This is a genomic window from Hungatella hominis (assembly GCF_014288005.1).
Taxonomy (GTDB): Bacteria; Bacillota; Clostridia; order Lachnospirales; family Lachnospiraceae; genus Hungatella; species Hungatella effluvii.
In genome coordinates this window covers 887,753-902,275 of the sequence record NZ_JACOPB010000001.1, presented here as the reverse complement: position 1 = coordinate 902,275, position 14,523 = coordinate 887,753, and the positions used below count along the sequence as shown (strand labels likewise).

The window sequence follows — 14,523 nt, the reverse complement described above, 5'->3', positions numbered from 1 at the left end:
TCAAGTTATTATGAATTGTAATCCAATGATTTTTTCAAGTATTCGACTGACTCTTTTTTCCGCTCAGTTACATTTTCCCATTGCATAGTTGATTCAAAATCTTTTATATGAATAAGATCACTCGTGTCAATCAGAGACTGACGAATACCTATCATTTTTAGATACTCGATTATTCTATTGTTTCTGTTTTTGTTTTTTCCTTTCAGTTTAATTACATATAACTCTTTATTAAAAATTGATGAAAAAACAGTAGCATGGAAAGAATTTGTAAATATGCATTCAGATTCTTTTATTAATTTTACGAATTCAATTGGTCCAACTGGTTTACTAGAAATAGCTGTATAGCCTTTCATCTTTGCATATGAAGGGACTAATCTAGGATTGAACAATTTTATCCCCTTTTCTCTAGCTTTTTGAATTGCATACTTTTCAAGTTCCGGCTGATTAATTACGGGGTAATATAATGCGTACCCTTTTTGAATTATTGGCGAAACATTTAGAATTTCTTCTTCCCATTCCTGTTTATCCAATAATAATACAGGATCCAATACAACACAGCATTCCCTATGTGTAACAGTTTCGATAAATTTTTTATTATTTGGCTCTCTAATAGATAGAAAATCAATACTCCTTAGCTTATGACGATATATATCATAATCTTCCTCAACAATAGCTCCACTTTCTTTTCCTAAACTTGGAGCATAAGCAATTCTTTTTTTATCGGAATTGGCAAAGGACAAAAAAAATGCATCATCCAGTCCCGTGATATCTTTATTCCAAATCTGATCGCTTCCGCAAATAAAAGCATCATATAAGCTATTAAGTTTTTTCAACTCCGACACATCATATAATGTACCGCCAGACTGATCAAATATAGATTTATGAAATTCAGAAAAAGCTTTGTTTTTTTCCTTAACAAATCTATCCGTTTTCCATATTGCATTCGATAAAATAATCCGAATATTTTTCTTTATTTGATTCTTCCCCCTCCAACTGGTAATAAACGATTGTTCTGTCAGCCTATCTTCGATTTTCTGATTTCTATAATCAATTAAATAAGCATCCCATCCATTTTTTCTCAAATATTTTATTAAAGCAAAGGCCTGCAATGATGCGCCATAATTGTTTCCATTTTGTACCGTGATGGTTCCAATTCTCATTTATCTGCCCTCATCTCATTGTCTTCTATCATTATCGTTTTCTGTTCAAGATAGCTTATAAAGTTCTGGAGAAAAAACATCGGCATCCAAAATGTCATATTTGAATATCCTGTCAAAAAAAACAGCGGCATAAATAATCCAGTAAAAAAGGCTACTATTAAAATCTTGTGATTCGTTCGTGCACAAAATACCCGAGAAAATGACCAGAATACCAATATTACTCCTATTAATCCATTGTCAGATAATAACTCGATAAAACTATTATGTACTGCATTCCCAATCATCTGCCATGCAAATTGTGAAGCGGCGCCTACTCCGCTTCCAATAAATTTATGTCTCCAAAAGCCATTTAAACCTGCAGTCCATAACCTTATTCTGACATCTGAACCATATTCTCTAAATCCAGTCATTCTTTGAAAAAGAGGTGTCTTTGATAAAACAGCATATACAACAATGGCAGCTACAAACACAAGCATAATCCAAAAAAACTTATGTGTAGAATTACTATCAAACAAAATCAATTTCAATATTATCAGACATACTATTAATAATGCTGTTACAAATGCACCTCGAGATCCCATTAGTAGAACAGCTAATATTATTGTTATAGGATACAACAGGTCTGAAAAAGCTTTTTTCTTACCAATAAGAAAACGATACACTTTAATTGTAAAAGCCGGCATTAAATAGGCAGAAAGATAGTTTTGATCTTTATAGAATGATCCATAATAAATCGATGCTCTTCCATATGAATCAACTCCAAAACCAACTACATATCCAATCAATACAATAGCCGCTAAAATAAAAGCGAAATTGGTATAAAAGTATAGTATTTTTTCGAAACTATTTGCCTCTATGGCAGTATCTGATAGAACAATAAATAAAATCATACAAAATATAAGATTAAAGATTCTTGATTCACCTGGATTTACCACATCTGAAAACAGTGTTGATATAATGGCAACACAAATAAGCAGAAAGCCATTTATATATAAAAAACTATCTCTTCTCCTTTTTTGAACACAAGCAAAAAGGAGGAGTATTACAGAAGTTAATCTTACACTTTCTACCGTGGCACCAAATTCATAGCCATTTATAATATAATTAACCAAAAATACTACATATGCCAATATGAAAGGTGTACTACGTATATTTATGTATAGAACCTTTGACTTCATAGAGGAATTCATACAGATAATCTCCCAAATAGAAAATAAACTACCTTATGCTATTTTCCGAATTTTTTCTTCTCAATATTTCAAGCAAATAATAAAATTTAAACTTTAATAAAAAATATTTTATTTTTGCATTTCGTCCCAACTGATTAATTGTTATATTATTTAAAGCATCTTTATATGGCGACGTACAAAAAAGTTTATTACATTCCCCTCTCTTTTTCAGAAAAGAATCTTTATTATTTTTGTTAAAATATTTGAGTTTTATCAGTAATATCATTGAAGTCATAACTCTCATATATATTTTTTTAATAAAGTCTTCCTTTTTTTCACATCTCTTTGCAAAGGAAAATAGATACTCTAAATAAATTTCTTGCTCCATATCTGCATTTGGCCTATAGCGATTTACTATACTTCCCAACGTGTATCTATAGTGATATACAGGGATTGCAATATATTCTATTTTTTTTGCAACTTCTATTGATTCAACATAAAATAAACTGTCCTCATCATATGGAACAATAGGAAATTTAAGTTTATATTGCTGAATAAAATCAGTTTTGTATATTTTGGCCCATGCTGAACTAATTGTAATGCCTTTTCTATTTCCATCTTTAGAAACATGATTTGTTAAACACATACTTTGTAAAAATTCTCGTTCCTCATATGTACTAAATGTTCGACCTGTTTCAAAATAAGGAACGCCTTTGACTTCTTTATCAGGAAAATTTCTATAGCCGGAAAAATAATAGATATCTGCGAGATCATGCCTTTCAGAAATATACAGTATAAATTGTTCTATAAAATTTTCGTCTACCCAATCATCACCATCAACAAATGTAATCCATTCTGCTGTTACTATATCTATTCCTGCGTTTCTTGCATCAGATAATCCGCCATTTTTTTTATGTATTACCTTAATACGCTCGTCCATTGATGCATATTTATCGCATATTGCTCCACATTCGTCAGGAGAGCCGTCATCCACTAATATTATTTCTAAATCTTTATATGTCTGATTAATAATACTCGTAATAGATTGTTTCATATATTCCTTTTTAACCTTATAAAAAGGAACAATAAATGCCATTCTCATCTTCTTATGCCTCCTGATCCAATAATAAAATATACAGTCGTTTCTCAAAAGTCAGGCTCTGTATTCAGGAAAAAATCCACTATTAATTGGCTCTCTCATACTTATCAGCTCATCATATTTTTCCTGAATATATATCTTTTTCCCGATATAAAACTGACAAAGATTGCTGCCTTTGAAAAATGATTTTTTGAACTTAAATAGATTATCCTCTTGTGATCCTACCCCGCCTCCAAGATGAAATGTTTTGTATCCATTGGCGCAGCCCCATAAAGCAGCTTTATACAAAAGCAAATTAGATGGTGCCAAACTTCGATATTCATATTTTAATCCAGATAAATGATAATTAAGATATCCATTTGCTGCAATCATGATAGACGCTGCAATCATTTCATTGTCTTTTACTGCATAAAATATTTGTGCATTTTCAGGTAAATCAAAACAAATGCTATTGTAAAATTCTGGTCTGAAGAAGTAATAATCATCTGCATTGTCATGTTCCATTGTTGCATTATAAATACCTATAAATTCTTTATATAATACCTCCGATCTGCCACTAAAAATTTTCACTCCAGATTTTTCTGCTTTTCTGATCATATTTCTATTTTTACTACTTATATTTTCCCATATAATTTCCGGCGATCTCAAATCCATAGCAACCGTTTGTCCCAACGGAATAATGTTATATATCCCCTCTGAAAATATGTAGTTTTTCACAACTGGATGAAATCTGACAAAACTGCTTATAACACCGTTTTTTCTACACCAATCTTCAAATGTACTAAACAATTCATGGTATCCTACACCTTCGATAATCCAACCACCATAACCATAGGGAGTGGAAAAATCAAAATATGTATTTTCAGGAAGTTTTCCTTTAAAGAAAGTAACTTTTGATATATCACGCTTAAAAACAACATTAATTCCACGTATATGCCTATTTTCGTAGTAAAATAGCAACGGTTCTCCATCGCCATGTAATTTAAATCCTTTACTATATCCGCTTAGCCAATATACATCATACTCAGAAAAAGAACGAACAACTGTATCCCATTTATTACTCTCCTCTAATGTATATACTTTTAACATTCTTCTATCCCCTTCTTAATAATTTTGCATATATACTCCATATCTGGAATTTAATGAATGAACTATTACAGTCAGACATCTGTACACCATATTTAAAGTTGTCGTATGCATATCCATCCGTCCAGCAACCGCACCACTTTCGAACACTTCTAAAAAAGTAACTTGCGTCATAATGTATATTTGATATTAGAGAATGTGCCGAATCTCTAATATTAATCCCATCATAATTAGAAAAAGTTATTCTCCAATATAATCACGGAAATAGCCCCAATTTCACTTTCTATCTCTCGCATATTATTAATCCAATCTTTTTACATTAAATGTTTTCATCAGCATATTCATCCCCTGTATATCGTGGACGATAAGATTATCTTGAATAAACGAAATTGTATCTTGAATATCTCTAATGGTTTTACCGACAAATTTGAACATCATCGCCTTATGTGCGTTTGTCCCTGTATTTGCAACAACATCACCCTCACTATGTAAATATGTGATATCATAAATGTTTTCATTTTCTGTAATCTTTCCAATACTAATTTTTCCAATAGTTCCTGCATTCACAAATGCACAAAATGTTCCATAATATCTCTCAAACCGAGGATCATCCTGAGCCAAATCATTTCCCATTTTACCGGTAATGGAATAATTTATTATCAGTTTCATAAAATCGATTCCATTATTTTTTCTAATCACTTTAAAATCGTCATTCCCATTTACACGGAGCCCCATCTCAAAAGCATAGATACCATTTTTGTTTGCAATCAGCTGAAAATTAGCCATACCATTTTCGAGTCCCAGTGTCTCGATAAGTTTTACAATTCCAGGATGGACGTCCTGAACAAACTTTTCATAGTATTTTGAAGGTGTAAGCACTGCATCACATAGTTTTGCTCCCCCAGTATCTTCTGAGATATATTTGTCATTAAGGCATGACAAGCTGATATATCCATCTGAAAATGTATATACTGCACATAATTCAATTCCAACAAGATACTCCTCTATAACAATTTTTTTCTTTGCTGAATAATCTAATGCGTATGGAATAGCGGTTCTTAATTCATCGACATTATTACAAATACTGATTCCTTTTCTACCGCCATTATCAGATGGCTTAACAATGACAGGAAATACAATTTGATCAAATCCGTTTTCACTGCCATCACCACTTAGCGAATAATCTTTAGGGGTTGGGACTCCAGTTTTTTCACACATTTTTTTGAATAATCTTTTATCCCTTGTCATGCTAATTTGTTCTTCTGTTGCATAAAAAGGTTTTCCAATTCTTTTAGAAATTCTGCACGCAGCTGTTACTCGATCTTCACCATACCCCGCAATCACACCATCTACATTATTCTCTATGCATTTCTTGGCTATCTCTTCTGTTTTTGAGTAATCAATATCCCATGCCTCGTCTGCAATCATTTTTGAAGGGCTTACACGCCAGTCTTTATAACGGTCGCAGCAAATGACATATAATCCCATTTCATGAGCCGCTTCAACAAAAGCTATATCATTTCTATCGCTGCTAATTACCAAAATCTTCTTATTTAAAGTACTCATTTTAATCTCCCTCAACACGGTTCATCTCTTTGCGAACTATATAAAGACTTCCTGTTTGCTGGTCATCCTGAATAATATCGCTTCTTTTGATTACTTTCCACGCTGTCAATAAAATCACCTTTATATCAAATAGAAATGAAATGTTATTAACATACTCTATATCAAGTTCGAATTTATGATCCCATGTAATTGCATTTCTGCCATTAATTTGGGCCCACCCTGTAAGACCAGGATTAACAGAATGACGGATTCTTTCATGATCATAATAATAAGGCATATATTTTACGGGAAGTGGACGAGGTCCAACAATACTCAATTCTCCTTTTAACACATTTATCAGAGACGGGAGTTCATCAAGGCTTGTACTCCGCAATAACCCACCAAATTTGGTCAAACGCTTATTACCTGGTAATAAAACTCCATTTTCATCGACTTCATTAGTCATGCTTCTAAACTTATAAATACGAAAAATCCTCTCATCTTTACCTACTCTTTCTGTAGTATAGAGAACAGGGCTTCCCATATTAATTCGAACCAATACAGCAATAATTAATAATAACCACCAGAATAAAGCAATAAATGTAACTGCAACCAAAATATCGATTATACGCTTTATATAATTCTTATATAATTGGTTATTTTTCATAATCCTATCTCCTTAAAACACAGCATTATTATCATTCAAAACATCTTTTAATAACTTCAATAATTCTATCCTGTTGCTTTACAGTCATCTTATTATCCGAAGGCAGGCATAAACCACGTTTAAAGATATCAGAGCCAATATCCTCTATACTACCAGCAATGTAAGCATTTGTTTTTGCTCTACCATTACCAGCAGCGGTAATAAACGCATTCATTCTGTACATAGGCTGCATATGCATTGGCTTCCAGATTGGACGCCCTTCTGCATTGATATCTGCGATTGCATCTAATATCTCCGTTGGACAGCTCTTGCCATGTTCTGGACGATATATAGCTGTACTGTCGTCACGTACCTGTTCACACATTGCATCTTTATCAAGTATCATTGCACTTAACCAGTAGTTTGGAACAGATTTATCCTCCTCAAATGGATTCATTGATACAGGCAAATCCTTAAAGCCTTCTTTATACCTCTCCCAAATTGCCTTTTTCTGTTTAATATGTTCTTCCAGATATGGATATTGACCACGAACAACACCTGCAATAACATTACTCATGCGATAGTTATATCCGACTTCCTCATGTTGATACCAGGCAGCATTTTCACGTGCCTGTGTAGACCATTTACGTGCTTTGTTTGCGGCCTCCAGATCATTCGTAAGTAAACAACCACCACTGGAACCGGTTATAATTTTGTTCCCATTATAAGAAATTGCCGCGTAATCACCAAAAGAGCCAGTTTGCTTACCTTTGTATGTAGCTCCCATAGATTCAGCTGCATCTTCTATCAGCAGCGCACTATGTTTGTCGCATACAGCCCTCAGTTCATCTATTTTTCCAGGGAATCCATATAAATGCGCTGCTACAACAAGCTTTACTTCCGGATAAATCTCAAACGCTTTCTCCAGTGCAACTGGGTCCATATTCCAGGTATCACGCTCAGTATCAATAAACACCGGAATACCGCCTTCATACACAACCGGATTCAAAGTTGCACTAAATGTCATGTCAGAGCAGAACACACGCTTACTTTCAACAGCGCCATGACCATTTGCTGATTTACCATACAATTTTTCCCCCGCAAGCTTCACACAAAGATGTAATGCTGCAGTACAGCAAGACAGACCTACGGCATACTTTACTTCTGCTTTCTCTGCTGCAGTACGCTCTACTTCATTGATATTAACTCCCACTGTAGACATCCAGTTTGTTTCATACGCCTCTATCACGTATCTCATTTCTTCACCGTGCATTGTGGGTGAAGCCAGCCATATTTTTGATTCAAAGGGCTTCATATTCTCTGATCTAACAAACATGATTCTTTTCCTCTTTCCTGTATAAATAACAATTGGGAATGCCTTATTCAATTTACCTTGCAACGCTAGATATTCGTCATAAACACTTTTACCATTTACTCGTCTTCCTCACATTTTTACTCCACAATCTATTTCTCAATAAAATGCTTTCTTAAAGCATCATAATCAACCACATATTCCTTTTAAAAAGTACATTCATTGCCCTGTCTGAACCATTTACATAATACAGCAGTATCGGCTCTCCATTGCTTTTATTTTCTTTCATAAACGAGGAGACATATTTATTTAGATAAAAAACATCGTAATTTGCAAAAGGGTGAAACCGTTTTATTCCAATGTTCTTTTATTGACTCCAATCTCTGTTATCATCTTTGCTTAAGTCCTTTCGTTAAAATAGTCTCTTATCAGCTTGACTACTTTTTCCATATCCTCTTCCCCGTATCGCTGGTCACATACCAGTGAAAGCTCTTCTTCATAAATTATTTTTCCTCGTTCACTTAATCTCCGATGATAATCGGAAAGAGGCCAATGCACAGGGCAATACACCTGATTGTCAATCAGATACTTCCGCAGCGCATCCCGATTTCCATTAACAAGAATTGGAACAAATAGCGGCGTATTATCCTCATTTCTACTTTTATGTAACAGTGTGCAGCTCCGCATTCCGCTTAGCCCCCAGAGTAAAATATCCGCATTTCTTTTTCGTCGCCCTTTTATAAACTCAAAATCTGTATTGACCAATTGCAGCAGGCACTCTTCTGTTGGAATATATCCGACATAATCTTTTTCCAGAAATGCCTCGGCTTCATCGAACCTGGTAAGAAATAACTCCTTATTATCCGTTCCTGCCTCAATATATCTCTTCTTCATAAACATAGCTGTTTTTCGCATTCTGCTGTAAGTTTCGCCAATACCACCTTCTATTGGTTTGAAATTCCCGACTCGTTTATTGGCTTCCGCAATCCCGTAAAATCCTGTCCATTTCCGGTAGCTGGCATATGTATAATCAGCGAAATTCTCCAAGCCCTTCTCAAGCCAAGAGTGTGTTTTATCCTCAATGATTACGTCATACGCTTTCCTGATCTCACTCATATTAACTCCAGCTATATTTGAAAAGCCAAAATAAGTCATGTAGTAAAATATCTCATTATTTTGGCGTTCTGGTATGTCTGCACAAAGCCCCCTGCTCTTATCGTAGAACACATCATAGAAGCGAACGGAAATCCCATGTCTGCTAAATGGTTCAATCATCGTATGGCAACAATATCCGGGCAGCAAAACCGATTCTATCCTATAATCCTCCAGAATGTCCCTAATGATATATTCCAAAGCCGTTCTTCCAGATAAAAAGTATTTTTTTCTTCCAGTTAAGGAATCCGCTTCCCAGAATTCGCTTCCAATCTCCATATATTCTCTGCTCCTGTAAAATAAATCGCATTAATATTTCCCTGGCGACATGTTGCTTTTATTTCCACATTACTTACTATAGACTTCCACTTTGTACATAATGCTTTATGCAGAAAGTTCTTCTCCATATTCTTGTTATTCAGTCATATTTGTAACCGCCGCCTCTACCATGGCACTACTAATCTGATTCTTTCTTACAATTTCATTTCCCGTAGGCTTGTCACCCACGGGCTGAAATGTCGTTACTATCTTCCTCACCATGTCGACGATATAATCACTATTTTCATAACTTGCCTTAGCGAGATTCTCTAACTGTTTTAAAAATACCTCTTTATCAAATGGAATTGGTTTTCCTATATGAATCAGTTCATTGGCTGTCTTCAACATTCCCTCTTCAGCCATCAGTTTCTCTTCAAACAACTTTTCACCAGGCCTCAAACCGGTATATGCCATTTGAATATCAATTCCGGGCTCATACCCTGATAATTTAATTAAATTTCGGGCAAGTGTATCAATCTTAACGGGATCTCCCATATCCAAAATAAATATCTCCCCGCCCTTTGCATATGTTCCTGCCTGCATAACGAGACTTACTGCTTCTGGTATTGTCATAAAATAACGAACTATATCTGGATGAGTAACTGTAACCGGACCTCCTGCCTCGATCTGCTTTTTAAACAACGGAATAACTGAGCCGTTACTTCCAAGTACATTACCAAAACGGACTGCCACAAATTGTGTTCGTTTAGACTCAGTAAACTGTGGGTCTTTTCCTTTTTTAGCAATGTCAAACCCTATATCTTTTTTATTGTTTTTACTAATGCCTTTGCCTGCACTATCCGACCGTTTATCTTCTCCCAAACCATTAACAGCCATATGGTCCACCGGATCAGGCACAATCTGTCCATCAATTACTTTATTAGCATGAGCATGCAAAAATGGAAGTAGATCCATCTTACCTTCCTTGCTGATTGCATCCATACTCTGAATAACCATCTCGCAGAGCCGTTTACTCGCCCCCATAATACTGGTCGGGTTGACAGCCTTATCTGTACTGATTAGAACAAAACGCTGTGTGCCATGTTTCAACGCAGCGTAGGCCGTCTTATAGGTTCCCACTACGTTATTTTTTATGGCCTCATTGGGACTTGTCTCCATTAATGGAACATGCTTATGCGCAGCCGCATGGTATACAATATCCGGTTTATACTTTTCAAAGACCATATTGATTCTTCTGCTGTCCCGCACGGAACCAATTAAGACAACCAGATCCAGCTTATCCTTGTATTTTCTTTTCAACTCCTGTTCGATATCGTAAGCATTGTTTTCATAGACATCAAAGATAATAAGCTGTTTCGGTTCATGACCTGCAATCTGGCGGCAGAGCTCGCTACCGATCGAACCACCTCCTCCAGTGACAAGAATGGTCTTTCCTTTAATATATCGAAATATTTCCTCCATATTTACCTTAATTGGATCTCTGCCCAGCAAATCCTCCACAGCCACTGCCTTCATTCTGCTTAAAGATACCTCACCGTTTGTCAGCTGATAAATACCAGGCAAACTTTTCAACTCACAATGTGTCTCTTTACAGATATTTAAAATATCTCGCTTGTCCTTCGGAGACGCTGTCGGAATTGCTAATAATATTTGGTCAATACTGTATTTCTCTACCGATTCCATGATTGAATCACGTCCTCCGACGATAAGCACGCCTTCCATGAATCGGCCCCATTTATTAGGATTATCGTCAATCACACAGCATGGCTTTGACAGGACTTCTGTTGAACTTTTTAATTCCTTTAAGATAACCTGTCCTGCGGCACCAGCTCCAATTACCATTACATTGTGAACTGCCTTAACGCTTCTCTCTCTTCGCGTCCTTTCCAACGTAATATAGCGATAAGCGAATCGTATTGCAGTTACCAATGCAAGCTGCATGGCTGCACCAATCACATAATAAGAAATCGGCATACGCTTAATGAGCAACGTGATGCATACAATATGAAATACTGTAGTAATCACACTCGATGCAAATATTCGATTTAATTCACTAAAGCTGGCAAATCTCCATAGGCTTTTATACAGATGCAGCGCATAAAATACAACCAACACAAACACCGTATAGAACGGTGCAAATCTCAAGTATGAATTAAGGTATGTCTGTGGGATATTCGAAAAACGCAAATCAAACCGCAGCCACAAACCAAAAAAGTAAGAAAAATTCACTGCGATTATGTCATATATGATGAGATAGAAAGCGACTACTTTCCAATGTTCGATATGTCTTTTTTTTGAGGTATTATCATTTGCATGGTTTAACGCTTTGTCCTTATTCTTTCGTTCATTTGTATTAACTTTCACTGTACTTCATACTCCATTCTCCCCTAACCCCGAAAAACTTCGGGGTTATCTGTTCATTGCATCTATCGGGTTGTATATAATCGGGATTACTTTTATCCGTATCACTTTGGAACAGATTCCAAATAAACCTTCAACAGATTCACCGCCCCCTCGCGAATGCGTCCATTGCAGTGGGACAATCTATTTACAATCTGCTTCTGTTCATCCAGCCGGTCGCCGCCGTCATCAGACGAGGCGCCGTAGATCAGATAATCCAGTGACAATCCCATCTCCTCAGAAAGAAGAATTAATGTCTCAACAGACATGCCGCATCGGCCATTCTCAATATCCCGGTAATACCGGCCATTCTTCCCGATTCTTCTTCCCATTTCCTCCCCGGTCAGTCCCATTTCGCGTCGACGGCAGCCCAGACGCTTGCCTACTTCCTGCCTGTTATAGGTAACCATTTCATCCCGCCTTTCGCCTAAACAACATAATAAATATTATGTTGTATATAGGACGACAAGTCGCCTGTTGCTTACATTCGGATAACAATGTTTTGAAAATTCATTCACATATTTTAGGGGATTTTGGATTTTAAGAGTTGTAAAAAGTCGAAATGCGTGCTAGTATAATATGGAGTTTCGGTTTAAAACAGATATAATAGTTATACTTACAACATAATATTTATTATGTTGTATCCCCTCAAACCACCAGCCGCAGCCGTTCCAGCTGCCTCCGGTGTTCCTCTCCAGTGGAAATCATATAGATTCTTGTTGTATTGATACTGCTGTGCCCCAACACATCTGCGAGCTTCGCAATATCCTTATCAATTTCGTAAAAGCTTCTGGCAAACAGATGACGGAGATTATGCGGAAATATTTTATCGGCCAGAACCCCGGCTTCTTTCGCCAAACCTTTCATTTTGCGCCAGATATTGCTTCTGTCCATGGTATTGCCGGCTTTCGTGATAAACACCTCCCCTTTTTCGATTCCATTTTTCTGTATGTAAAGAAGCAGTTTTTTTCTCAGATTTCCCGGAATCATGATCCTTCTGTTTTTCCCTTTACAGCACACCTCTGCGTATCCCAGCCTGACAGCCTTTACCGTCACGAAACACAACTCGCTCACTCGAATTCCCGTACAGCAGATCGTCTGCAGGATCATCTCCAGCCTGATATTGCCGGTCCTTCTCGCTGCTTTTACCAGGCGGACATACTCCTGTCTCGTCAGTTCTTTTTCCTCCAGGCAAAAGGCCTGCTGCTGTATTTTTAGCTGCTTAACAAGAAATTCCGGATGATCCAGCCAGCGAAAGAAACTGTTTAAGGACGCGAGCATGGTGTTCACACTTCTTGCGCTGTATTTTTTTTGCAGGGACTCCTTGTAGCTGATGATCCGCTCTTTGGTCACCGGATTTTTCCCTATATAGCTTAAAAAGCATCCGATGTCATGAATATACTTTTTAATCGTTATTTTACTTTTCTCTTCCATAATTAAATATTTTTTAAACTCTTCAACTTCTGTTCTTTTAATCTTAAGTCCATTCATTCCTTCTACCTCTTTCCCCATTCGTATTGTTGCATACTCATATTTTTCCCTTTGCCGCAATTAAGTTTAGCACACCCCCATAGCTTCATGCATAAAAAATGCCCCATCAGCCGTATAGGAACAAGCCGATGAGGTATCGTAAACCATCCGTGTCACCAAAAAGCACCTTGATGATACAAAAAAACCGCAGGAACCAATCACATTCCTGCGGCGAACTTTTTCTATATACATCAGGAGAACAACGGCGTAGAGAAATACCGGTCTCCCGTATCGGGAAGCAGAACAACGATTCTCTTCCCTTCATTTTCCGTTCTTCCGGCCAGTTCCTTTGCAGCCCATACCGCTGCCGAGGATGAAATACCAACCAGAATTCCTTCATTCTGAGCAATCTCACGACCGGTCACATAGGCATCTTCGTCCTTCACCCGAATGATCTCATCATAAATATCCTGGTTCAGGATCGTTGGAATGAATCCGGCGCCAATTCCCTGAAGTCCGTGAGGACCAGGATTTCCGCCGGAAAGAATGGGAGATCCCTCCGGTTCTACCGCTACGATTTTCACGTCAGGATTCTGGCTCTTTAAATATTCGCCGGTTCCGGTAATCGTTCCGCCGGTTCCGACTCCTGCTACGAAAATATCTACAGTACCATCGGTATCCCTCCAGATCTCCGGACCGGTCGTCTCCTTATGAGCCTTCACATTAGCCGGATTATCAAACTGACCCATGATAACGGATCCGGGTATCTCGTCTCTCAGCTCTTCTGCCTTCGCGATCGCTCCCTTCATCCCCTTCTTGCCATCGGTCAGTACAATCTCTGCACCGTAGGCCTTCAGTAAATTCCGTCGCTCCACGCTCATGGTTTCCGGCATGGTGAGAACTGCACGGTAGCCCTTCATCGCCGCGATGCTGGCAATGCCAATGCCGGTATTACCGGAAGTCGGTTCGATAATGGTTGCGCCCGGTTTCAAGGTTCCCGCCGCTTCCGCGTCAAGAATCATAAACAGCGCCGCACGGTCCTTTACGCTGCCTGCCGGATTTAAATACTCCAGTTTTGCGATGACGGACGCCTTCAGCTGATGCTTCTTCTCGTAATTAGTCAGCTCCACCAGCGGGGTGCTGCCAATCAGTTCCATTGCACTCTTTCTGATCTTTTCCATAATCATCCTCTTTTCCAATTCATA

At 37.3% G+C, this 14,523-nt stretch carries 12 protein-coding genes; all 12 read right to left on the bottom strand.

Translation table 11 applies throughout. The features are described from left to right. Window positions 1-8: 8 nt before the first annotated feature. On the bottom strand, window positions 9-1,160 hold the full coding sequence (locus H8S75_RS04125) for a polysaccharide pyruvyl transferase family protein (protein ID WP_187019504.1): 1,152 nt from the start codon (window positions 1,158-1,160) through the stop codon (window positions 9-11). Next, window positions 1,157-2,350, bottom strand: coding sequence for an O-antigen ligase family protein (locus H8S75_RS04120; protein ID WP_187019502.1), 1,194 nt, complete (start codon window positions 2,348-2,350; stop codon window positions 1,157-1,159). The genes H8S75_RS04125 and H8S75_RS04120 overlap by 4 nt, the downstream gene beginning before the upstream one ends. Window positions 2,351-2,378: 28 nt before the next feature. Further along, a complete protein-coding gene (locus H8S75_RS04115) occupies window positions 2,379-3,431 on the bottom strand; it encodes a glycosyltransferase family 2 protein (protein ID WP_187019500.1) in 1,053 nt (350 codons plus the stop codon). 51 nt (window positions 3,432-3,482) lie between these two features. Beyond that, on the bottom strand, window positions 3,483-4,517 hold the full coding sequence (locus tag H8S75_RS04110) for a GNAT family N-acetyltransferase (RefSeq protein WP_187019498.1): 1,035 nt from the start codon (window positions 4,515-4,517) through the stop codon (window positions 3,483-3,485). A gap of 297 nt (window positions 4,518-4,814) precedes the next feature. Next, entirely contained in the window at window positions 4,815-6,080 is a 1,266-nt protein-coding gene (locus H8S75_RS04105) for an ATP-grasp domain-containing protein (protein WP_187019496.1), read from the bottom strand. Window position 6,081: 1 nt separating this feature from the next. Further along, window positions 6,082-6,726: a sugar transferase gene (locus tag H8S75_RS04100; RefSeq protein WP_187019494.1), complete on the bottom strand. Its 645-nt coding sequence runs from the start codon at window positions 6,724-6,726 to the stop codon at window positions 6,082-6,084. Between the two features lie 31 nt (window positions 6,727-6,757). Next, window positions 6,758-8,041, bottom strand: coding sequence for a DegT/DnrJ/EryC1/StrS family aminotransferase (locus H8S75_RS04095; RefSeq protein ID WP_187019492.1), 1,284 nt, complete (start codon window positions 8,039-8,041; stop codon window positions 6,758-6,760). A 375-nt stretch (window positions 8,042-8,416) separates the two neighbouring features. Next, a complete protein-coding gene (locus H8S75_RS04090; RefSeq protein WP_187019490.1) occupies window positions 8,417-9,448 on the bottom strand; it encodes a DegT/DnrJ/EryC1/StrS aminotransferase family protein in 1,032 nt (343 codons plus the stop codon). A gap of 135 nt (window positions 9,449-9,583) precedes the next feature. Next, window positions 9,584-11,731, bottom strand: a complete 2,148-nt coding sequence (locus tag H8S75_RS04085) for a polysaccharide biosynthesis protein (RefSeq protein ID WP_432764175.1) — start codon at window positions 11,729-11,731, stop codon at window positions 9,584-9,586. 182 nt (window positions 11,732-11,913) lie between these two features. After that, complete coding sequence (locus tag H8S75_RS04080; RefSeq protein WP_187019486.1) at window positions 11,914-12,258, bottom strand: helix-turn-helix domain-containing protein; 345 nt, start codon at window positions 12,256-12,258, stop codon at window positions 11,914-11,916. Window positions 12,259-12,496: 238 nt separating this feature from the next. After that, entirely contained in the window at window positions 12,497-13,339 is an 843-nt protein-coding gene (locus tag H8S75_RS04075) for a tyrosine-type recombinase/integrase (protein ID WP_187019483.1), read from the bottom strand. Between the two features lie 230 nt (window positions 13,340-13,569). Continuing rightward, entirely contained in the window at window positions 13,570-14,499 is a 930-nt protein-coding gene (cysK, locus tag H8S75_RS04070; RefSeq protein WP_187019481.1) for a cysteine synthase A, read from the bottom strand. Window positions 14,500-14,523: the final 24 nt, after the last annotated feature.

Coding starts and splice junctions, on each gene's coding strand:
- H8S75_RS04125 (WP_187019504.1), bottom strand. CDS start 1,160: ATGAGAATTGGAACCATCACGGTACAAAATGGAAACAATTATGGCGCA.
- H8S75_RS04120 (WP_187019502.1), bottom strand. CDS start 2,350: ATGAATTCCTCTATGAAGTCAAAGGTTCTATACATAAATATACGTAGT.
- H8S75_RS04115 (WP_187019500.1), bottom strand. CDS start 3,431: ATGAGAATGGCATTTATTGTTCCTTTTTATAAGGTTAAAAAGGAATAT.
- H8S75_RS04110 (WP_187019498.1), bottom strand. CDS start 4,517: ATGTTAAAAGTATATACATTAGAGGAGAGTAATAAATGGGATACAGTT.
- H8S75_RS04105 (WP_187019496.1), bottom strand. CDS start 6,080: ATGAGTACTTTAAATAAGAAGATTTTGGTAATTAGCAGCGATAGAAAT.
- H8S75_RS04100 (WP_187019494.1), bottom strand. CDS start 6,726: ATGAAAAATAACCAATTATATAAGAATTATATAAAGCGTATAATCGAT.
- H8S75_RS04095 (WP_187019492.1), bottom strand. CDS start 8,041: ATGTTTGTTAGATCAGAGAATATGAAGCCCTTTGAATCAAAAATATGG.
- H8S75_RS04090 (WP_187019490.1), bottom strand. CDS start 9,448: ATGGAGATTGGAAGCGAATTCTGGGAAGCGGATTCCTTAACTGGAAGA.
- H8S75_RS04080 (WP_187019486.1), bottom strand. CDS start 12,258: ATGGTTACCTATAACAGGCAGGAAGTAGGCAAGCGTCTGGGCTGCCGT.
- H8S75_RS04075 (WP_187019483.1), bottom strand. CDS start 13,339: ATGAATGGACTTAAGATTAAAAGAACAGAAGTTGAAGAGTTTAAAAAA.
- cysK (WP_187019481.1), bottom strand. CDS start 14,499: ATGGAAAAGATCAGAAAGAGTGCAATGGAACTGATTGGCAGCACCCCG.